We start from the raw sequence: 20,072 nt of genomic DNA on the forward strand, positions 1-20,072 counted from the left end.
GGTTCCGTCCGGACGCGGGAAATCGGAACCTTTAGTCTTTCCGGGAAGACGCCGTGCCCGACGCCGCGCATCAGTTCATTGTCGCTCGCGATCCCGCGTCGCCGCCGCCCGGCCTCGAAGGGGCGGTGCTGGCGCTCGGCAATTTCGACGGCCTGCATCGCGGGCACAAAGGGGTCATCGCGAGGGCCAAAGCGCTGGCCCGGAGGCTCGGCAAACCCTGCGCCGTCCTCACCTTCGAGCCGCATCCGGCCGATTTCTTCGCCGGCAGGCGCGTCATATTCCGCCTGACCCCGCTCGACGCCAAAGCCGCCCTGTTGTTCCGCCTCGGGCTCGACGGCATGATCATCATGAGTTTCGACGCCGGCTTTGCGGCGCTGACGGCCGAGCAATTCACCTGCGACATATTGTCGCAGCGCCTTGGGGCGTCCGCCGTGGTCGCGGGCTACGATTTCCGTTTCGGGGCCAAGAGGCGGGGCGACGCGGAGTTTCTGCAGCGCGAAGGCGCCCGTCTCGGCTTTGCGGTCGAGATCGTGGAGCGCATCTCCAATGACGAAGCCGGCAGTCTCGACGCGGTTTCTTCCACCGCGACTCGCGAAGCGCTGGAGCGGGGGGATGTCGGGCTTGCCCGCAGTCTGCTTGGAAACCCCTATTTCATCGAGGGCGACGTCATCCATGGCGAGAAGCGCGGCCGCAAGCTGGGCTTTCCCACCGCCAATATAGCGCTCGATCCCTCCAACCGGCTGCGTTTTGGCGTCTATGCCGTGACGCTGGAGGCGCGCGGCGTCGTGCATCAGGGCGTGGCGAGCTTCGGTCGCCGGCCGACCTTCGACGACGGCGCCCCGCTGCTCGAGGTTTTCGTGTTCGATTTTTCCGGCGATCTTTATGACCAGCGGGTCGAGGTCGTATTTTACGGCTTCATCCGGGGCGAGGAGAAATTCGCCGGCGTGGATGAACTCGTCGCGCGCATGAAGCTCGACGCGGCGGAGGCGAAGGAAATCCTCGCGAGGGGGTGATTGCGAGCCGCCGCCTCCCTTTGCAGAAGCTCTTGCAACCGCCATATGATAGCCAGTCCGCAAAGACCGGAGAATGCGCGTGGCGAGCGATAACGGATCGCCTTTCGAGACCCCGAAGGGCCAGATCGAGATACTTCCCCCCGAGGAGCGAGACCGCCCCATCGGCGACGGTTTCGAATATTCGAGCGGCTTCGGGCGGGTGAAGATCGTCAGGCTCGGCCCCCTCTCCAGCCTCGCCGTATTCGCCGCCATCTGTCTGGCGATGGCGCTGGGCCTCGTCTTTATCGGGGGAGCGCTTCTTTTCATTCTGCCGATCGCCGGCCTGCTCGCCGCGGGAGCCGCGCTCTACGGCCTCTTTGGCAATCAATTCAAGCGGCTGCGTTAAGCTTCGTCGATTCCCCCTTTTCGCGCCGGCCCTGGCCTGCTAAGGCTTTTGGATGACGCTACGCGCCTTCATTCGAATTACCGGCCCGGCCCGCGCTCGCAGTTGACGACTCGCGCGGGGTCGGGTTTTCGCGCTTGAAAAGCGCCTCCTCGCCAGCTCATCGCAATTCTAAGCGCGTTGTCCTAGTCGCGCCGCGCGCAACAGCCCGGTTTCCTCAATGAACGACACCGATTCCAAGGCCGCCGTCGATTATTCCACGAGCCTCTATCTGCCGCGCACGGATTTTCCGATGCGCGCCGGCCTGCCGCAGCAGGAGCCCAAGATCCTCGCCCGCTGGGAGGAGATCGGCCTTAACGAGCAGATGCGCGAGGCCGGCGAGGGCCGCCCCAAATTCGTGCTGCACGACGGGCCCCCTTACGCCAACGGCAACATCCATATCGGCCACGCGCTGAACAAGATTCTCAAGGATGTCGTGACCCGCAGCCAGCGCATGACCGGGAAGGATTGCGCCTATGTGCCGGGCTGGGACTGCCACGGCCTGCCGATCGAATGGAAGATCGAGGAAGAAAACTACCGCGCCAAGGGCAAGAAGAAGCCCGACTTCTCCGACCCCGAGGCCATGGTCGCCTTCCGCCGGGAATGCCGCGCCTATGCCGAAAAATGGCTTATCCAGCAGCGCGAGGAGTTCAAGCGGCTCGGCGTCGCCGGCGAATGGGAGCGCCCCTACACCACCATGGCCTATCCGGCCGAGGCGCGCATCGCCGCGGAGATCCTGAAATTCGCCGAGAATGGCCTGCTCTATCGCGGCTCCAAGCCGGTGATGTGGTCGGTGGTGGAGAAAACCGCCCTCGCCGAGGCCGAAGTCGAATATGAGGACCATGTCAGCGACACGGTGTTCGTGGCGTTTCCCACGGGCCAGGGTCCTTCGGTGGTCATCTGGACAACGACGCCCTGGACGCTGCCCGGCAACCGGGCGATCTCTTTTTCGCACAAGATCGCCTATGGGCTTTATCGGGTGACCCAGGCCCCCGAGGGCAATTGGACCAAGACCGGCGCGGAATATATCTTAGCGGACAAGCTCGCCGAGGGCGCGTTCAAGGCGGCCAGGGTCGAAAGCTTCGAGCGCGTTCGGGACGTGGCCGCCGCGGAGCTCGCCGGCCTGACCTGTTCTCATCCCCTCGCGCATCTGGGCTATGATTTCCCAGTCCCCCTGCTCGACGGCGACCATGTCACCGACGACACCGGCACGGGTTTCGTCCACACCGCCCCCGGCCACGGCCGCGAGGACTTCGATATCTGGATGGCCAGCGGGCGCATGCTGGCCGACCGCGGAATAGAGACGCGCATTCCCTATACGGTCGACGAGGACGGCTTCTACACCGCCGACGCGCCGGGTTTTGCGGGCAAACGCGTGCTGACTGAAAAGGGCGACAAGGGCGACGCCAACGAGGCCGTCATCGCGGCGCTGGTCGAGGCCGGCAATATCCTCTCCCGCGGGCGGCTCAAGCACCAATATCCGCACAGCTGGCGCTCCAAGAAGCCGGTGATCTTCCGCAATACGCCGCAGTGGTTCATCGCCATGGACAAGCCGCTCGGCCCTTCCCACCCTCCCCTCGAGGGGGAGGGTCGCGCTGCAAGCGCGGGGTGGGGTGAGGCGACGGCTACGATGGGGCACAACGCCCCGACGCTGCGCCATCTCGCGCTTTCGGAGATCGCGCGCACGCAATGGACGCCGCGGGCGGGCGAGAACCGCATCACCGGCATGATCGCCAATCGACCCGATTGGGTGGTCTCGCGCCAGCGCGCCTGGGGCGTGCCGATCGCGCTGTTCGTGAAGAAAGGAACCCACGAACCGCTCATCGACCCGCGCGTAAACGCCCGTATCGTCGCCGCCTTCGAAAAAGAGGGCGCCGACGCCTGGTTCGAAGCCGGCGCGGCGCAGCGTTTTCTTGCGCCCGAGCACGATCCGGCGGACTATGAAAAAGTCTCCGACGTACTCGACGTGTGGTTCGATTCCGGCTCCACCCATGCTTTCGTGCTGGAAGACCCGGAAGCCTTCCCGACGCTGAAAGGCATCCATCGCAAGCGCGACGGCGGCGAGGACGAGATCATGTATCTCGAAGGCTCGGACCAGCATCGCGGCTGGTTTCATTCCTCGCTGCTCGAATCCTGCGGCACGCGCCATCGCGCGCCCTATGACGCCGTTCTCACCCATGGCTTCGTGCTGGACGAGAAGGGCCGCAAAATGTCCAAATCTCTCGGCAATGTGGTCGCCCCGCAAAAGGTGATTTCAGATTCGGGAGCCGACATCTTGCGTCTTTGGGTCTGCGCCTTCGACTACGCCGACGACCTCCGGGTCGGGCCGGAAATCCTGAAGACTTTCGTGGAAACCTACCGCAAGCTGCGCAACACCATTCGCTGGATGCTGGGCACGCTGGCGCATTACGCGCCCGGCGAGCGCGACCTGCTCCACGCGCCGGAGCTCGAGCGGCTCATGCTGCATCGGCTGGTCGAACTCGACGAACAGGTCCGCACCGCCTATGCCGCCTATGATTTCAAGAAGATCGTAGCGCTGCTGACCCCGTTCATGACCAGCGATCTCTCGGCTTTCTACTTCGACATCCGCAAGGATGCGCTTTATTGCGATCCGCCATCCAGCGCCAAGCGCCGTGCGGCGCTCGCGACGATCGAACAGATCTTCCGCTGCCTGACGACCTGGCTCGCCCCGATCCTCGTCTTCACTGCGGAAGAAGCCTGGCTGTCGCGTTATCCCGGCGCCGGCTCCGTGCACCTCGAGCTCTTCCCCGACGTTCCGTCGCATTGGCGCGACGAGGCCCTGGCGCAAAAATGGAGCGACATTCGCGCGATCCGCGCCGTCGTCACCGGCGCGCTGGAGCTGGAGCGGGCGCAAAAACGCATCGGCTCCTCGCTGGAGGCGGCGCCTGTGGTCTATATCGCCGACCCCAAGCTGCGACTCGCGCTCGACGGCGTCGATTTCGCGGAAGTCTGCATCACTTCCGACATCGTCCTCGATACCGAATCCGAAGCGCCCGCCGACGCCTTCCGGCTCGAAGAGACCAGGGGCGTGGCGGTCGCCTTTGCGCCGGCGGCGGGGGTCAAATGCGCGCGCTCATGGCGCTATTTCGATCCCGCCGCCGCCGACCCCGCTTACCCCGACGTCACTCCGCGCGACGCCGAGGCGCTGCGCGAACTCGCAGAGGCGGGGCTTTGGCCTTGAGCGGCGCGTCTGAGGCCGCGCCGGCAGGGACGCCGGCGCAGTGAAGGTCCTGTTTGCATTCTTGACGAACTCGGTCGCGAATTTCGTGATCGGCCTCATGGTCGCCAAATATCTCGGCCCCGAGGAATACGGCCGGTTCGCCATCGCCTTCTCGATCACCGCGGTGGTTCAGACCGCGCTGTTCGACTGGCTGCGCCTCTCCGCGACGCGCTTCTATTCGGAGCGCGTGCGGGACAATCAGCCGGTGGTGCGCGCGAGCCTCGACGTGTCCTTCATCGCGGTGACGGGAGCGCTGGGGCTTTCCACCTTCCTGTTCGGATTTTTCGGCCCCGCCCTCGATTTCGAAAGCGAACTGATCCTGCTCGCCCTGCTGGCCGCAGTTGTGAACGGGCTGTTCGATTATTCCACCGCTTTGGTCAGGGCGCGCTTCGAGGACGAACTCTACGGCCGGCTCGTGCTCGGCAAGAACCTGCTGTCCCTGATCCTCACCGGAGGGGGGGCCCTGTTGTTCCATTCCGCAGCGGTGGCGATGGGCGGCGCGATCCTCAGCCTGCTCGGGACCGTCGTCGCCGCGCGCGCCTCGTTGACGGACACGGGGGCCTCGCTCGTCGCCGCCCGTTTCAAGACCGCCAGGACGCTGGCGGCCTATAGCGCGCCGATCGTCGCGGCTCATCTGATCTATCAGGCCATTCCCCTGGCGACGCGTTCGGTCGTCGCCAGCGTCTACGACCTCGCCGAGACGGGGCAATTCGCCCTCGCCTTCGACCTCGGCATGCGCGCCGTTCTGGCGCTGGGGCAGGCTCTGGACGTCCTGCTGTTCCAGATCGCCGTGGCGGCGCATGAAAACTACGGCGACTACAGGGCGCGGCGGCAGGTCGGCCGCAACATGGCCGTGGTGCTAGCCTTTCTGCTGCCGGCCTGCGCCGGGGTCTATCTGGTGATGCCCTCGATCGAGCTCTTGATCGTGCCGAGCCAGTATCGCGGCCCCTTCGGCCATTATCTGAACCTTCAGCTGCCCGGGCTTTTCGCCATGGGGATGATCCTTTTCGGCGTCAATCCCGTGTTCCAGATCGCCAAGAAAACGGCCCCGATGGTCGGCGCGGCTCTGTTCGCCAGCGCCGGAGGTCTGCTGATACTCGCGATCCTGCCCTGGGGAAAGGACGCCTCCAATCTCGCGCTGGCGCAATGCGGCGCCTATATCGCGGCGCTGGTTGCAACGCTCATTTTCGCCGCGCGGGAAAAACCCTTCTGGCCGCGGCTGCGGGACATCCTCGCCGCTATTGCGGCGACGCTCGGCATGGCCGCCGCGCTGCAGCCTCTGCGCGAAATGACGCCCGGCGTCTTCGCCATGCTGGTTCAGGTCTTCGTCGGCGCCGCCGTTTACGGTCTCCTGACGATGGCCTTCGACACGGCGGGATTGCGCAGCATGGCTCTGGACTGGCTGCGCCGGCGGCGCGAGGCCTCGCAGGCTTAATCGGCGCTCTAAACGCCCGGCGGAGCCTTTCGAGCGGAATCCGCCTGAAAGCCCGGATCGGCTCTATATGTCCTCGATGATGAAGCAGCCATAGGTGGACATGGGCCGCCCGACCTCGTCGGCGATCATGTTCCAGCAGCGGCCCTTGCCGCGGATGACGCGGAAGATGAAGACGCCGGTCGGCTGGGTTTCCTTTTCGTCGCGCTGGCCGCTCCGACCCAGAAAATTGAAATAGGCCAGCGCCTCGTCATTGTGGCAACGGTAAAGAACATGCCGGTCGAGATGCTCGACGCGGAAATGGTCCTTCGCCTCATTGACGCAATCGGCGTAATAGGTCAGCGCCGGACCGGTGACGTCGGCGTCGTTTTCGGGAATCATTCCGCGCCTTCCCGCCTCGCCGGAGACGCACCCCAGCGCCCAACCGCACAGGGCCAAAGCCATAACCGCCGCGCTTCTACGCATCAATCTCGCCCGCTCCGCAACCGCCGCTTTCGGCGTCGGCTGTTTATAGCATGAAAGACGCAATTTTTTTGACCGCGCCTTAGGGCCTGTTGAGAATCAGGATTCCCATTTTGGTGGAAGGATGATTCAAGCTCCGAAAGGAGTTTGCAATGCCCCGATTCTGTCTGACGGACGGCCAATGGTCGAAGCTGGAGCCCTTTTGTCTTGGCAAGCCCTCCGATCCCGGCCGGACCGGGAGCGATGGGCGATTGTTTTTAGAGGCGATCTTGTGGATTGCGCGCACGGGCAGCCCCTGGCGCGATCTGCCTCCCGCCTTCGGCAAGTGGAACACCGTGTTCAAACGCTTTCGCGATTGGGTGAAGGCCGATGTGTTCAAGCGGATGTTTGACGCCGTGTCGGACGATCCAGACATGGAATACGCCATGATCGACGCCACCATCGTCAAGGTCCACCGCCATGGACAGGGCGCAAAAGGGGGACTCAGGGCCAGGCCATAGGCAAATCCAAAGGCGGCTGGACCACCAAAATCCTCGCGCTCACCGACGCGCTCGGCAATTTGGTCCGCTTCGTTCTGCTGCCGGGGCAACGCTTCGACACGGTCGGCGTCGCGCCTTTGATCGAGGGCGTCGAATTTGGCGCGCTGCTCGCCGACAAGGCCTTCGACAGCGACTGGATCGTCGCCGAACTGAACGAGCGCGGCGCGCAAATCGTCATCTCCCAACATCCAAGACGAAACGCGCCTCTCGCCATCGACATCGAGCTTTACAAAGCCCGTCACCTCATCGAAAACTTCTTCGGCAAACTCAAGGAGTTCAAGCGGATCGCCCTGCGCGCCGACAAAACCGATCAAAGCTTCACAGCCATGATCCGCCTCGCCGCCGCGCTCATCAATTCGCGATGAATCTCAACAAGCCCTAGAAAGGCTGAGGCGGCCCGATCGCGCGAGTCGCCGCCTAGAGGCTTTTGTCTTAACGCGTTTCCCGCGCCGAACCGGCGTCCGCTTCGGCCGGAATCGCTCTATGCCGGTCGGACGGCCGCTTCGGACACGGAGCCAATCGCCTCTTTGAGAATATATTCGGCGAGCGGAACCCGGTCGTCATTCTTGAAATAATGGCAGTAGAATCCGGGATCTCCGTTTATGTCGATGACCGCTCCCCCGGTCTCGGCGACATCCTGGCCGATATCCGAGGTCATTATGTCGATACCGACCAGCTTGAGCCCGAACTTGTCGACTATGTTCTTGCCGATGCGAGCCGTCGAGCAGGATATGCGCTCGAGCGCCGTTATATTGTCACAGGCTAGATTGTCGTTCGCCACATATTTTATCGTAAACTCGCGGCGGGCTTCCGGAACGGAATCGAGGCCGAGGCCCTGCAAGGCGAGGGCCGCCTTCATGTCGCCGTCCACGATCAGAAGCGACTGGCTTCGCACATATCCTTCCGCGAGACGCCGCCGGTTCTCGTCCCGGACCAAGCGGCGCACCGTCGAGCTTCCGTCGCCTACGAGACTGGGAGATTTCCTCAGGACGCAATCCAGAAGCTCGCCGTTGAGATAGAGCAGCCGATATGTGTCTCCCTGAATATGCCGCTCTATCAGCACGCGCGAGCAATAGGCTCCCGCCCAGGCCATCGCATGCCTGAGCTCCGACGCGGTCCGGATGTTCGACGTCACCCCGACGCCGCCCGCGGTGCCAGCCGCCGGCTTTACGACGACCGGCCCATCCTGGGAGCGCATGAACTCCAGGGCCATCTTAAGCGCATCGGCTCGCAACGCCACGTGATCGGGAACAGGCGCCCCGACTTCCCGCAGCAGCCGGTAGGTCGCCGGTTTGTCGTCCGTCACCCGCACCGACGCGTGACTGTCGAGCACGTTGAGATTGCGGTTCACATAAATCGGCCGGCCGATCCCCTCTTGGGTAATCCAGATAACCCCTTCGTTGTTTTGGGCGAGTTCGGCTCCGCACGCCTCGGCGGCCTCGCGCCAGCAGTGCAGGTAGAAACTGTCCCGTATTTTATCCGCTTGCGCCTGTTGTCGGTTGCGGCGGGCGGAGGTGAGCAGACGGCGAAAAAGATAAAACCCGCGCAGAATCATTTTAACCCCTTACTATCAGTTGTTTATGCTGACCATCTCGCAGATCTCCTTTCTTTGTCCCGGACTGCCCATGATCGCCCAGATTGCACCGCGGATGAAAGGCGCCTCTGGTAGTAGATTTCAGAAAAAATGAATTAAGACGTGATGAGTATTTCTTCAGAATGAGATTATCTTATCCGGCTCGGCCGCCAATTAAACGCTCAGATCAAGCCGCTATGTCCCGCAATGAGATTTTGTTTTGGGAATACATCTGGATTATATTTCATACTTCAAAAGTAAATACATATAGTAATTCTTAGTTTCATTAATAACTCAGTATAACCACCAGCGCACGAGATCAAATGAAAAGCAGCATTAGTGAGCAAAATTAAGATCTTGCGCGGACTACGCCGATGCGGAGGCGCCGAGAATTTTTGCAGCCGCCATAATTGCCTGCGATTTTGACGGTGCAAAAAAAGATGCGCCCGATTTACAACCAACCACAACCTAAGCTACAATAATAGGGGTTACATATGCGGCAGGTTTTGTCGTATCTGAAAGTCGCTTGCCCCATTCCCGATTGAGCCTTGCCGATGCCATCCATTGTGCCCGCTTCACAGTTAGGTTGCACGACCGTCACCGTGGAGACGTCTCATCCGTCCCTGATCGCCGGCTGCATTCACGTCAAAGGAGACGATCTCGCCACCTACCCGTTCTTCCGGCGACCGTCGACGGACAGCGTGCACCACTATCTTCTCGAGGATGTCGTCATCGACGGAAGCTTCGAGCACATATGGCGCGGGGACAAGTTCGTGGAAGAATTCTTCTACGGCATGGACAAGTCCCAAAACCTGAAAACCGACCCCAAAATCCTTGTCGACGACGGCGATCCGACGCCGGTCATCATCGGTTTCAACTGGACTTGCAGCAATTATTTTCACTGGCTGCTCCAGGCGTCCGCATCGATTTACTCCATCGTGTCGCGTTTTGGGCATTCCGGCTTTCGCATCGCTCTCCCGCAGCTCAGCCGATGGCAGGAAGACAGTATGGCGCGCCTCGGCTTTGCGAACCTGCCACGCGTGCTCGTCAGCCCGGAAAAGCAGTATCGTTTCCGCAAGGTCGCCTTCGCGAGCATTCTGACGGCGCGATCTTCGCTCTACTCTCAGTTCGGGGCCTACACGAACGCCTTGCTGAGCGCGCGTTCGCCGCGGCGAACCGCGCATAATCTTCTCTATGTCTCGCGCCAGGACGCCCAGCTGAGGTCGATCGAGAACGAAGAAGCGATCATCAGAATGGTGAAACAGAGAGGATTTTCCATCGTCGAGGCCGGACAGCATTCTCTCGACCAGCAGATCAACATTTTCAGGAACGCCGACGTCGTCGTCGGGCCGCACGGAGCCGGCATGACGAATATGATGTTCAGCCGGCCCGGAACGATCGTTTACGAGTTCATGACCCGCCAATATGTAAATCATTGTTTCGCGACTATCGCGCAAAATCTCGGCCATGAATATTTCGTGGATTTCTTCGACCGTCCGGGATCGTCGCAGACCAACGGCTGGGTGGCCGACCTCGATCGGATCGAACGGGGGGTCGACAGCGTCCTGGAGAGGCTGGCCTTGTCGTAGAGCGCGTTCGGTTTGAACACAGTCGAATGTGCTCCAAATCTCTTTGACGGAGCATGTTCTTTTCCAAAAACCGCTTCGCGCTTTTTGGGACCATGCTCTAATCCGCAAGAACCGGGTCGGGCTTGATTCAGGGCGCGGCCTCGTAGGTGATAACCCCCTGATATTTGCGACGCGGCGCAGCCGCAACGAGCGCGTAATCGCCGTCGCCATAGGCCAGTCCCGCAACTGCCCGGCCCGCGAAAGCTATTGCGACGACCGCCACATTGGCGCTGGTTTCCTGCGCCTGTCCATAGCCGGCGAAGGCGCTGTTGACGGCGAAAGGCAAGGAGAAGAACAACCGGCCGGCGCAGGTTCCCGGCTTTGCGTTGCTGACCGTAAACTCGACCACCACAGTGTTCTTGATGCGCGTGTAGGCCGCGCTCGCGGTCGCCTCCGCAGGCGCGCCCGACTCGCAGCTTATGACGGGCGCATATCTGGTCCAGGCCGCCCATTCATTGGTGTTCATATCGAGATCTTCGCCGAGATTGGATTCGTGAATCGACGACGCATTGAACGTCTGCCTGCCCGAAAAGACATTATGTCTCCATGTCGACCAGACGGCGCCCGCCGCTCCCGTCTCCAGCACGGAGACCGGGGACCTCAGCGTGTTTCCTTCCGCGAAAGTGCGATAGACATGGGCCGCTGCGCCATCGAGACAGATATCCGCCAGGGAGGAAAAAGAAATATTGGAATTGGAGATATTGTTGTCGCCCGCGGGCGCCGCCGGGCTACCCTTTATCATTATTCCGCAACCCGGCCACAGCGCGGCGGTCAACATGTCGAAATGCGATTGAACGACCGCCCCATGGGCGTAGAGGCCGTGCGTGCCGGGGGGAGAGTCTCCATGCCCCCCGAGCCATATGTCGTGCAATTGCATGTTCGCCACCGCATAGCCGCTGTCGCCGTCGAGCTCCAGCGCGGGTCCGGTGGCGGAATCGATCGTTATGTTTTCCATGCGGTTGTTCAGCCCGCCCGAAAACCTGACGCCGACTCCCCCGACGGGTGAACATCTCAAATTCTGGATTTGAACGCCTTCGATCGGAAAAGAGGTCTTGGCGTAGCTTATGCAGCCTGCGGAGCCGAGCGACTGAACGTCGAATACCGCGCTGTTCGTTCCGTTGTCGATCGATCTGATGTCCCAGCCCGTCTGCGATTGAAACCACATATGGCGAATGGTCCAGCCGCCCGCGCCTTTGTTCAGGACGCCATTGGCGAATCCTCTGACGTACATGTCTTCGATCGTGATGAAATCACTGGTATTCAAAGCGGTCGCAGGATCGATGCTGATGGCGCTGACGGCATAGGGCGCCTGATTGATGAGCTTGCATCGACGAAGCGTCGCCGCGCCGTCGGAGGCGATCCTGAACAATTCGGCGAGGGCCGCGCCCGGTTTTATCACCGCCGCGTCGTCGCATTCGACGGTTACGTTCTGGCGCAGGATACAGGTCGAATCGAATCTGTAGTAACCGCCGTTTTCAGGCGCGGGAATCCTGACGATTCCGCCGCCCGCGGAAGAGACTCTGGTCGTCGCCTGATTACAGGCTGAAGAAGCGTCACGGGTCCCGTCGCTTTTGGCGCCGAAATCGCGAATGTCGACTGTCGGTTTGGGTTTCGGAGAAGAAGGCGGCGCGGTCGTCGAATTTGCGCCGCTCAAATGCAAGCGGTTGTAGTAAGCGACGACAGCGCCGGCCAGCGCTACAGTCGCGAACAGGAGAATGAAAAACCTTCCCATTGTCGGCGCTTTTTCGCTTTTGCGGATGCGTCGCCAATCCGAGCGGAAGTCACTCGATCGATTGACCTACAGGCTTCGGGCGGCGGCGACGCCGTTTGGCAGCTCGTTGCGACGCAACAGATCGTCGAAATAGGCGATGGTCGTCTCCAGCCCCTGCCGCAGGGCCACTTTCGGCTCCCATCCCAGCATCTCTTTCGCCTTGCGGATATCGGGCTGGCGCTGTCTCGGATCGTCCGAAGGCAGCGGCTCATAGATCAGTCTCGAAGTCGATCCGGTGAGATCGACGATCAACTCTGCGAGCTCCCGAATGGTGAATTCGGAAGGGTTTCCGATATTGACGGGCCCCGTCACTCCCGGGCTCGTGGCCATCATCTTGATCATCGCCGAGATGAGGTCGTCGACGTAGCAGAAAGAGCGCGTCTGGGCGCCGTCGCCGTAAAGCGTGATGTCTTTTCCAGTCAGCGCCTGCATGATGAAATTCGATACGACACGCCCGTCGGCCGGATGCATGCGCGGGCCATAGGTGTTGAAAATGCGGACGACCTTGGCGTCGATTTTATGCTGGCGAACATAATCGAACACCAGGGTCTCGGCGCAGCGTTTCCCTTCGTCGTAACAGGAGCGAAAACCTATCGGGTTTACGTTCCCCCAATATTCCTCGATCTGAGGATGCACGACCGGATCCCCATAGACCTCCGATGTCGAGGCCTGAAGAAACCTCACCTTCAGGCGCTTGGCGAGACCGAGCATATTGATGGCGCCGAGGACGCTCGTCTTGGTCGTCTGGACCGGATCGAACTGGTAGTGGATGGGCGACGCTGGACAGGCGAGATTGTAGATCTGGTCGACTTCGACGTACAAGGGAAATGTGACGTCGTGGCGCAGGAGTTCGAAGCCGCGATAATCGAACAGCTTCGAGATGTTCCGGCGCGAACCGGTGAAGAAGTTGTCGACGCACAGGACGTCGTGGCCGGCGTCGAGAAGCCGCTCGCATAGATGCGAGCCCAAAAAGCCAGCGCCTCCCGTGACCAATATCCGCTTGTACATATTTTGCTGCTCCAAAGCTTTCTTCGGGCGCCAATGAAGGATTTTTACGGGCGAATGTGGCCCGACCGCACTGAATTTCGGATGCGTCTCGCAATAATGAATTCGCCGCAAACCCGGATGTCAACCTTTGATTGTATTCTTGTTTAGAATCAATCCGCTAGGCCGGGCCGTGCCGGCTTCGCCCAAGGCGTTAGGGCTGCGGAAGCGCTTTTGCAGCATTCGCGCGAGTCGTTTTATGCTGAAAAACGGCCGCAGCGGCTTGGTTCGAACCTGAAGGGCCCGGATCGCACATCGGCTCATCCCTGCGGACAATCGATCCGGGCCTCCCGCGCCCGCGCTGCGACGACCGACGGACGAGCCGCGATCCGTTCGACATAGGCCGTGACGTTCGCGAAGCCTACGAGATCGACCGCCAACGCCGGCATCCACTCCAGAACCGTGAACAGATAGGCGTCCGCCACCGAGAAGCCGTCTCCCAGAAGGTAGGCATGCTCGGCCAGCCTCGCCTCGATCAGGCCCAACCGTTTGACGAGACGGCTCTTGAAGATGTTCCGAGCCGCCTCCGGCAATTCCTCGTCGAACAGCGGGCTCGACCCGGCGTGGACCTCGCTGGTGATATAGTTGAGCCATTCCTGAAGCCGCACGCGCGCCAGTGTGCCGCTGGCCGGGGCGAGCCCCGCCTCGGGCCGCAGATCGGCGAGATACTGGAGCAGAGCCGGCCCCTCGGTCAGGACCTCGCCGCTGTCGATGACGAGCGCCGCAACATAGCCCTTGGGGTTGATTTCGCGGAAATCCCCGCCCTCCGAGGTGCGCTTGGTCCGGTTGTTCACGCACACGAGATCATAGCTGAGTCCCAGCTCCTGCAACACGATATGCGGCGAGAGGGAACAGGCGTTAGGGGCGAAATAGAGCTTCATCGAGCGGTCTCCTGTGGCGGTCGGGGTCGCGGGGAGATTGGCCGATCCCCTGAAAGAAGAAAAATTATCGAAGCAGAAATCTGGTATAAGTTTTTGTACTATGAACCTGACCCAGCTCCGCAGCCTGATCGCCGTCGCCGAGGCCGGCAGCTTCACAGCCGCCGCCGAGACGGTCGGCGTCACCCAATCCGGCATGAGCCAGGCGCTCGCCGCGCTGGAAGAAGCGCTCGCCGTCAAGCTGCTGGTGCGGCGGCGCCATGGCGTCGAACTGACCGCTTTCGGCGAACAGGCGCTCGCCCATGCGCGCGCGGCCTTCGGCCATCTGGAGGCGATCCGGCGGGAGGCGGCGCAAACGAAAGGCGAGGAGACGGGCTCGCTGCGCATTGCCGCCTTTCCGAGCGTCTATGCGACTGTGCTGCCGCCGCTGCTGCGGCGCTTCCGAGCCCTCCACCCCGGCGTGGAACTGGTGGCCCTGGAAACCGACGATCGCGAGGTGGAGGTCTGGCTGGCGGCGGGCTCCATCGATCTCGGCGTGGTGTTGAATCCATCGCCGGAAAGAAGGGCCGCGCCGATAGGACAGGACGCCTGGGTCGGCGTCCTGCCTGCGGGCCACCGCTTCGGCCGGCGCGGCGCGCTCTCGCTTGGTCAACTGGCTGCGGAGCCGTTCGTGCTCGCGACGGGCGGGTGCCATGTCCATGCGCGCTCGCTCATGGAAGCAGCCGGCCTGTCGCTTTGCGACGTGCGGATGGAAGTGCGCGATTGGACCAGCGCGGTCGCGCTGGTGCGCGAAGGCGTCGGCGTCAGCATCGTGCCCCAATCCACCCTGCCCGAAAAACTCAAAGGTCTGCGCGTCGCCCGGCTCGACCCGCCACTTTGGCGTCGTTTTGGGCTGACGGCGGCGCCGGGGAGAAAGCCATCGCCAATCGCCGGTCGGTTTTTGGAATTGGCGCGCTCGGGCGCAACTCAGGCGGGATAGTTGGAATGGCTACGACGACGGGACGGGAACGCCTGTAAATGCACGCAGTTTCAGGATTTGCGATTTTATGGCGGAAGGGGTGGGATTCGAACCCACGGTGGAGTTTCCCCCACGGCGGTTTTCAAGACCGCTGCCTTAAACCACTCGGCCACCCTTCCCGTGGCTAGATGCGATATAACACCTTTGGTCGGCGCGCCAGTGCGGATGTTTTCCGGGCAACCCTCCCGGCCCGGCGGCGTATCGGCGCGCTTTCTCCCGGCGCCGGCCGTAGTATACTGGAGCGCGGCGGTTGGGGCGCAATCTCTCCCTCGCCGATCCGCCGGACCCCGCCGAAAAGGCCTCCGCTCGATGCCGCTTTATTTCGCCTATGGCGCCAATATGGATACGCAGGCCATGGCCTCGCGCTGCCCGCGCTCGCGGCCGCTGGGCCGGGCGCGTCTTGCGCGGCACAGGCTGTTCATCATGGCGGAGGGTTTCGCCAGCATCGTGCAGGACCCCCGCGCCAATGTCCATGGCGTGCTGTGGGACCTCGCCCTCTCGGACGTTCCCGCGCTCGACCGTTTCGAGGACATCGCGTGCGGGCTCTACAAAAAAATCCAGCAGCCCGTGCTGCGCGAGCCTTTCGGCTCGGCGCGCGCCTTCGTCTATGTCGGCCATTGGGCGGAGCCGGGCGCGCCGCGGCCGGGCTATATCGAAGGCGTCGCCGCCGCCGCGCGCCAATGGGAACTGCCAAAACCCTATGTCGCCTATCTCGAAAATCTCGCCGCCGTCCCTGCTCGATAGCAGGACGAGCGCCGCAGCCTCAGGGAAACCGAAAGAAAGACCATGACCGCTACGATCGTCGTCAACAGCGTTGAGGCCATGCGGCGCGAAGTCGCCGGTTGGCGCTCGCAAGGCTTCAAGGTCGGGCTCGTGCCGACCATGGGGGCCCTGCACCCTGGCCATATTTCCCTGGTCGAGGAAGCGCGCAAATACGCGCAGCGGGTCATCGTCACCATCTTCGTGAACCCCGCGCAATTCGGGCCCTCGGAGGATTTCGGCAAATATCCGCGCACGCTGGAGGCCGACGTCGAAAAGCTCTCGGAAGTCTCTGCGGATCTGTGCTTTGCGCCGACGGTCGAGGAAATCTACCCCAAGGGATTTTCGACCCGCGTCGAAATGGACGGGCCGGCGCGGGCCGAGCTCGAGGACAGTTTTCGCCCGACGCATTTTTCCGGGGTCGCGACCATCGTCGCAAAACTCCTCAATCAGGCGCAGGCCGACGTCGCCGTCTTCGGCGAGAAGGACTATCAGCAATTGCTGGTGATCAAGCGTCTCGCCCGCGATCTCGACATGACCACGAAGATTTGCGGCGCGCCGACGCTGCGCGAGACGGATGGGCTCGCCATGTCGTCCCGGAACGTCTACCTCTCGGCGGAGGAAAGACGCATCGCGCCGAGGCTTCACGCCGGGCTCGAAGAGACCGCGCGCCGGATCAAGGCGGGCGAAGCGCTCTCCCCCGCGCTGGAATCGGGCCGCGCGGCGCTCAGCGAGGCCGGCTTCGCGATTGATTATTTCGAGGTCCGTCACGCCGACACTCTGGCGCGCGTGAAGAGCGCCCAGGACGGTCCGCTGCGCCTGCTTGTGGCGGCGAAGCTCGGCGCGACGCGGCTGATCGACAATCTGGCGGTCTGAACCAATGGCGGGGCCGTCCGAAATCCGGCGGTTTGTGGCGCGAGGCCGGGTCCAGGGCGTCGGCTTTCGAAATTTCATCGCCCGCGAGGCGCGCAGGCTCGGCCTTGCGGGATGGGTCAGAAACCGCGGCCTCGATGAGGTCGAGATCGTCGCGGCCGGCGCGGCGGAAAGCCTCGACGAACTCGCGCGCCTTGCAAGGAGGGGCCCGCCCGCTGCGCAAGTGAATGACCTTTTTTCCGAGCCCGCGGACAAGGCAAATCTCGCCCTCGGCAACAAAACCGGCGCCGGCATGGCCGTGGCGGCGAGCGTTTAACTCTCCGCCGTTGGCCCGAAAAACTCTTCAAACCGCTCGCGCAGCCTTGCGTCGACCAGCTTCATGTCGCTCGGAGCTCCGAGCTCCTTCAGGCTGGTCACGCCGAGATGCCGGGCGCGAAGGCCGCAAGGCGCGATGCCCGAAAAATGCGCAAGGTCCGGCGCGACATTGAGGGCGACGCCGTGGAAACTGACCCAGTGGCGCAACCGCACGCCCAGCGCCGCGATCTTGTCCTCCGCCGCTTCGCCGCCGAGCCCCGGCGGCTTGTCCGGCCTCGCGACCCACACGCCCACACGGTCGCTGCGGCGCTCCCCTCTCACGCCGAGATCGCCGAGCGCCGCGATCAGCCATCCTTCCAGTGCGCAGACGAAGGCGCGCACGTCGCGCCGGCGTTCCGAAAGGTTCAGCATCGCATAGGCCACCCTCTGTCCGGGGCCGTGATAGGTGTATCGGCCGCCGCGACCGGTCTTGTGCACCGGAAAACGCGCCTCGATGAGATCGCCGTCGCTGGCGGAGGAGCCCGCCGTATAAAGCGGCGGATGCTCGAGCAGCCACACTTCCTCGGGCGCTCGGCCGGCGGCGACGGCCTCGGCCAGCGCCTCCATACGCGCCGCGGTTTCTTCATAGGGGGCGAGACCGTCCAGCACGCGCCACGCCACCGGCCGGGAACCGGGCCGGGGCAGCAGGGAAAGATCGATTTTGTCGCGAGCAAGGGACATAATCGTGAAAAGATGTCGCCCGATAAGCTTGTTTGCAAGATAATAACGCATGGGCTGGAGGAAGCGAGCGCGCCGCCGCCGGTCCGCCCAAATTTGGGCGAAGAAACGGCTATGATGATCCGCCCTGAACCCTTTTCCGACCGAATGGAAACATGCGGCCTCGAGAAACCGCCCAAGACAACAGCCCGGAGCGCATTCTTGTCGCGAAAGCGTAGCGACTTTCGCGCAAAAGCGCTCCAGAGCGCGTTCGACCCTCCCGCCCGCTCACCTCGAAGAAAGACGATGATCTCCCGGATTTCCCTCGCCGTCGCGACGCTGGCCTTTCCTCTTTCCGCCTTCGCAGTCACAGGCGACGGCGCTTTCCAAACGGCGCAAATCTATTCACGTCCTTCCGCGGATGCGCCTGCGGACATCGAAGAGCTCGAACCGCCGGCGGCTCCGCGCGATTCCGGCCTCAGCACCCGCGTGGACCGGCTGGAGCGCGAATTGCGCAACATGACCGGCCGGATGGAAGAGCTTCAGCACAGCGTGCAATTGCTGGAGGAGCAATTGCGCGCCGCAAAACAGGACAGCCCGCACGGCGTTACGCCGCCTCCGGCCTCCGGCTCCGGCCCGGGAAGGCGCAGCGACGCTTTCGATCCCGCCGGCAACCCCGGCGCTCCCGGCGCGCCGCGCGAAATCGGCCAGGCGACGCCCTCGGCTCCGCTTTCTTCCTCGTCTCACCCGGCGTCGAGCGGGCCTTTGCGCGAACCCGGCGCGCCTCTCGACCTCACCGGCCATCTGGCGCAACCTTCGCCCGCCATCGCCGCGCCCGTCGACGGCGCGCCGTCGCAGACGACGGTCAAGGAGGATTACGAACAGGCCGTCGCCCTGATGCGCGCGGGCCAATATGAGAGCGCCGAGAAAAGCCTCGTCGCTTTCCTGCAGAAATATCCCAAGAGCAAATATTCGCCCGCGGCCACCTATGGGCTCGGCGAGAGTTTCTATCAGCGCGCGCGCTACCGCGAGGCGGCCGAGAAATACCTCGAAATTTCCACCAAATACGGCCAGTCGGCCCAGGCGCCCGAGGCGATGCTGCGGCTGGGCCAGTCCCTGAGCGCGCTCGGCGCCAAGGAGCAGGCCTGCGCTTCCTTCTCCGAGATCGGCGCCAAATATCCCGGTTCGCCCAACCGCATCAAGGATGCAGCCCAAAAGGAAAGCAAGAAGCTGCAATGCTAGAGCATGAGCTTTTGCTCCGGCTTTCCCAATCCGGAGCAATCTCTCATCATCCCGAGGATTGCGCGCGGCCGCAGGGCCCGCCGGATCGCGCGGCGCCGGCGCCGGACCTCCTGGCGTCGCTGGCTGGGGAAGGATCGCTGCTGCTGGCCGTCTCCGGCGGGCCGGATTCGGTCGCCCTCATGCTGCTGGCCGCGCAATGGTCGCGGACGAGGCCCGACGCCAGGATCGAGGTCGCCACGGTCGATCACGGCCTGCGACAGAACGCCCATGACGAAGCTTTGCTCGTCGGGCGCTGGGCGCGCGCACAAGGGTTCGTTCACCATATTCTGACGTGGGAGGGGCCCAAGCCCGCGGCGCGAATCCAGGAGAGGGCGCGGGAGGCGCGCTACGACCTGCTCTGCGCCTGCGCAAAAGAAATCGGGCCAGAATGCGCCATCGTGACCGCCCATCACGCCGACGATCAGGCCGAGACCATCCTGTTTCGGCTGCTGCGCGGCAGCGGCGTCTCGGGGCTCGCCGGAATGGCCGCGTCTTCCCAGCGCGCGGGCGTGAGGCTGCTGCGGCCGCTGCTCGGCGCCTCCAAGGCCGAGCTTGAAAACATCTGCGTCGCGGCCGGCCATGCTTTCGTGCGCGATCCCTCCAACGAGAACGAGAAATTCGCACGCGCCAAGCTGAGAAAAATGAGCGCGACGCTCGAAGAGCAGGGGCTTCACGCCGTGGCCCTGCGCCGGCTGGGACGCCGCGCCGCGCAAGCCGACGAGGCCTTGAACTGGTGCGCGGAACGCGCCTGGCCGGCTGCGGTCCTGGTGATAGAAGGAACGCAAACCCGCTTCGATCCGGCGGCGTTGCGCGAGGCTCCGGCGGAGATCGTCCAGCGCCTGCTGCTGATGGATTTCCGTCGCCGGGAGGGAAGAATCCCGCGGCTCGACCGGTTGGAGCGCGCCGCTGAAACAGTCAAGGAAAAGCTGAAGACGGAGACGAATGCGCGAATCGCGCTCGGCTCTCTTTTGATCGAAATCGGCAAGGACGCGGTAACGCTCCGCCCTGCTCCGCCGCGGTTTCGCGGCTTCGCCAAATTTGAGACCAAGTCGCGCCGCAGCGCCGACAACGTTTGAATTCAGGTTTTTCTTGCAGCAGCGCGAGGCCCGCGCCGAAGCGCTCACTTGG

General features: G+C 63.0%; 17 protein-coding genes, 1 tRNA gene and 1 pseudogene. 12 read left to right on the top strand and 7 right to left on the bottom strand.

The window, feature by feature from the left end; translation table 11 throughout:
- The first annotated feature begins 53 nt into the window (after positions 1 to 53).
- From H2LOC_RS15215 to H2LOC_RS15230, 4 genes are all read left to right on the top strand, one after another.
- A complete protein-coding gene (locus tag H2LOC_RS15215) occupies positions 54 to 1,013 on the top strand; it encodes a bifunctional riboflavin kinase/FAD synthetase (RefSeq protein WP_136497819.1) in 960 nt (319 codons plus the stop codon).
- Between the two features lie 79 nt (positions 1,014 to 1,092).
- Positions 1,093 to 1,398 (top strand): hypothetical protein, encoded by a 306-nt coding sequence (locus H2LOC_RS15220; RefSeq protein ID WP_136497820.1) that lies wholly within the window; start codon positions 1,093 to 1,095, stop codon positions 1,396 to 1,398.
- Between the two features lie 217 nt (positions 1,399 to 1,615).
- Entirely contained in the window at positions 1,616 to 4,636 is a 3,021-nt protein-coding gene (gene ileS, locus H2LOC_RS15225) for an isoleucine--tRNA ligase (protein ID WP_136497821.1), read from the top strand.
- A 40-nt stretch (positions 4,637 to 4,676) separates the two neighbouring features.
- Positions 4,677 to 6,110, top strand: a complete 1,434-nt coding sequence (locus H2LOC_RS15230) for a lipopolysaccharide biosynthesis protein (RefSeq protein WP_136497822.1) — start codon at positions 4,677 to 4,679, stop codon at positions 6,108 to 6,110.
- A gap of 63 nt (positions 6,111 to 6,173) precedes the next feature.
- Here H2LOC_RS15230 and H2LOC_RS15235 read toward each other — a convergent pair whose 3' ends face one another.
- Positions 6,174 to 6,488, bottom strand: a complete 315-nt coding sequence (locus H2LOC_RS15235; RefSeq protein WP_136497823.1) for a hypothetical protein — start codon at positions 6,486 to 6,488, stop codon at positions 6,174 to 6,176.
- A 233-nt stretch (positions 6,489 to 6,721) separates the two neighbouring features.
- Here H2LOC_RS15235 and H2LOC_RS15240 point away from each other — a divergent pair.
- Positions 6,722 to 7,473: pseudogene (locus H2LOC_RS15240) on the top strand (IS5 family transposase).
- Positions 7,474 to 7,589: 116 nt separating this feature from the next.
- On the opposite strand, the gene H2LOC_RS15245 reads toward H2LOC_RS15240, so the two are convergent.
- Entirely contained in the window at positions 7,590 to 8,663 is a 1,074-nt protein-coding gene (locus tag H2LOC_RS15245; protein WP_136497824.1) for a hypothetical protein, read from the bottom strand.
- A 572-nt stretch (positions 8,664 to 9,235) separates the two neighbouring features.
- Between H2LOC_RS15245 and H2LOC_RS15250 the strand changes: the two genes are divergently transcribed.
- A complete protein-coding gene (locus tag H2LOC_RS15250) occupies positions 9,236 to 10,270 on the top strand; it encodes a glycosyltransferase family 61 protein (protein WP_154331679.1) in 1,035 nt (344 codons plus the stop codon).
- A gap of 127 nt (positions 10,271 to 10,397) precedes the next feature.
- Here H2LOC_RS15250 and H2LOC_RS15255 read toward each other — a convergent pair whose 3' ends face one another.
- From H2LOC_RS15255 to gstA, 3 genes are all read right to left on the bottom strand, one after another.
- On the bottom strand, positions 10,398 to 12,041 hold the full coding sequence (locus H2LOC_RS15255; RefSeq protein ID WP_154331680.1) for a hypothetical protein: 1,644 nt from the start codon (positions 12,039 to 12,041) through the stop codon (positions 10,398 to 10,400).
- 66 nt (positions 12,042 to 12,107) lie between these two features.
- A complete protein-coding gene (locus H2LOC_RS15260; protein ID WP_136497828.1) occupies positions 12,108 to 13,088 on the bottom strand; it encodes a UDP-glucuronic acid decarboxylase family protein in 981 nt (326 codons plus the stop codon).
- A 296-nt stretch (positions 13,089 to 13,384) separates the two neighbouring features.
- Complete coding sequence (gene gstA / locus H2LOC_RS15265; RefSeq protein ID WP_136497829.1) at positions 13,385 to 14,005, bottom strand: glutathione transferase GstA; 621 nt, start codon at positions 14,003 to 14,005, stop codon at positions 13,385 to 13,387.
- 100 nt (positions 14,006 to 14,105) lie between these two features.
- Between gstA and H2LOC_RS15270 the strand changes: the two genes are divergently transcribed.
- Positions 14,106 to 14,981 carry a LysR family transcriptional regulator gene (locus H2LOC_RS15270; RefSeq protein WP_136497830.1) on the top strand — a complete coding sequence of 292 codons (876 nt, stop codon included), beginning with the start codon at positions 14,106 to 14,108 and terminating at the stop codon, positions 14,979 to 14,981.
- Positions 14,982 to 15,049: 68 nt separating this feature from the next.
- Here the strand turns inward: H2LOC_RS15270 and H2LOC_RS15275 are convergent.
- A tRNA-Ser gene (locus tag H2LOC_RS15275) sits at positions 15,050 to 15,139 on the bottom strand.
- Positions 15,140 to 15,329: 190 nt separating this feature from the next.
- Here H2LOC_RS15275 and H2LOC_RS15280 point away from each other — a divergent pair.
- Genes H2LOC_RS15280 through H2LOC_RS15290 form a run of 3 tightly spaced genes read left to right on the top strand, consistent with a single transcriptional unit; the run spans position 15,330 to position 16,968 of the window.
- Complete coding sequence (locus H2LOC_RS15280) at positions 15,330 to 15,764, top strand: gamma-glutamylcyclotransferase family protein (protein WP_136497831.1); 435 nt, start codon at positions 15,330 to 15,332, stop codon at positions 15,762 to 15,764.
- A gap of 42 nt (positions 15,765 to 15,806) precedes the next feature.
- Positions 15,807 to 16,655: a pantoate--beta-alanine ligase gene (gene panC, locus H2LOC_RS15285; RefSeq protein WP_136497832.1), complete on the top strand. Its 849-nt coding sequence runs from the start codon at positions 15,807 to 15,809 to the stop codon at positions 16,653 to 16,655.
- Positions 16,656 to 16,659: 4 nt separating this feature from the next.
- Positions 16,660 to 16,968, top strand: a complete 309-nt coding sequence (locus tag H2LOC_RS15290) for an acylphosphatase (RefSeq protein WP_136497833.1) — start codon at positions 16,660 to 16,662, stop codon at positions 16,966 to 16,968.
- Here H2LOC_RS15290 and lipB read toward each other — a convergent pair.
- Entirely contained in the window at positions 16,965 to 17,687 is a 723-nt protein-coding gene (gene lipB, locus H2LOC_RS15295; RefSeq protein WP_136497834.1) for a lipoyl(octanoyl) transferase LipB, read from the bottom strand. The genes H2LOC_RS15290 and lipB overlap by 4 nt on opposite strands.
- 282 nt (positions 17,688 to 17,969) lie before the next feature.
- Here lipB and ybgF point away from each other — a divergent pair, with 282 nt between their 5' ends.
- Entirely contained in the window at positions 17,970 to 18,905 is a 936-nt protein-coding gene (gene ybgF / locus H2LOC_RS15300) for a tol-pal system protein YbgF (protein WP_136497835.1), read from the top strand.
- Positions 18,899 to 20,020: a tRNA lysidine(34) synthetase TilS gene (gene tilS / locus H2LOC_RS15305; RefSeq protein ID WP_136497836.1), complete on the top strand. Its 1,122-nt coding sequence runs from the start codon at positions 18,899 to 18,901 to the stop codon at positions 20,018 to 20,020. The genes ybgF and tilS overlap by 7 nt, the downstream gene beginning before the upstream one ends.
- Positions 20,021 to 20,072: the final 52 nt, after the last annotated feature.

It is taken from the genome of Methylocystis heyeri (assembly GCF_004802635.2).
Taxonomy (GTDB): Bacteria; Pseudomonadota; Alphaproteobacteria; order Rhizobiales; family Beijerinckiaceae; genus Methylocystis; species Methylocystis heyeri.

Excerpts from the sequence above, each read along its gene's own strand:
- ileS (WP_136497821.1), top strand. The coding sequence starts at position 1,616 with ATGAACGACACCGATTCCAAGGCCGCCGTCGATTATTCCACGAGCCTC.
- H2LOC_RS15235 (WP_136497823.1), bottom strand. The coding sequence starts at position 6,488 with ATGATTCCCGAAAACGACGCCGACGTCACCGGTCCGGCGCTGACCTAT.
- H2LOC_RS15245 (WP_136497824.1), bottom strand. The coding sequence starts at position 8,663 with ATGATTCTGCGCGGGTTTTATCTTTTTCGCCGTCTGCTCACCTCCGCC.
- H2LOC_RS15250 (WP_154331679.1), top strand. The coding sequence starts at position 9,236 with ATGCCATCCATTGTGCCCGCTTCACAGTTAGGTTGCACGACCGTCACC.
- H2LOC_RS15255 (WP_154331680.1), bottom strand. The coding sequence starts at position 12,041 with ATGGGAAGGTTTTTCATTCTCCTGTTCGCGACTGTAGCGCTGGCCGGC.
- H2LOC_RS15260 (WP_136497828.1), bottom strand. The coding sequence starts at position 13,088 with ATGTACAAGCGGATATTGGTCACGGGAGGCGCTGGCTTTTTGGGCTCG.
- gstA (WP_136497829.1), bottom strand. The coding sequence starts at position 14,005 with ATGAAGCTCTATTTCGCCCCTAACGCCTGTTCCCTCTCGCCGCATATC.
- H2LOC_RS15270 (WP_136497830.1), top strand. The coding sequence starts at position 14,106 with ATGAACCTGACCCAGCTCCGCAGCCTGATCGCCGTCGCCGAGGCCGGC.
- H2LOC_RS15280 (WP_136497831.1), top strand. The coding sequence starts at position 15,330 with ATGCCGCTTTATTTCGCCTATGGCGCCAATATGGATACGCAGGCCATG.
- panC (WP_136497832.1), top strand. The coding sequence starts at position 15,807 with ATGACCGCTACGATCGTCGTCAACAGCGTTGAGGCCATGCGGCGCGAA.
- H2LOC_RS15290 (WP_136497833.1), top strand. The coding sequence starts at position 16,660 with ATGGCGGGGCCGTCCGAAATCCGGCGGTTTGTGGCGCGAGGCCGGGTC.
- lipB (WP_136497834.1), bottom strand. The coding sequence starts at position 17,687 with ATGTCCCTTGCTCGCGACAAAATCGATCTTTCCCTGCTGCCCCGGCCC.
- ybgF (WP_136497835.1), top strand. The coding sequence starts at position 17,970 with ATGATCTCCCGGATTTCCCTCGCCGTCGCGACGCTGGCCTTTCCTCTT.
- tilS (WP_136497836.1), top strand. The coding sequence starts at position 18,899 with ATGCTAGAGCATGAGCTTTTGCTCCGGCTTTCCCAATCCGGAGCAATC.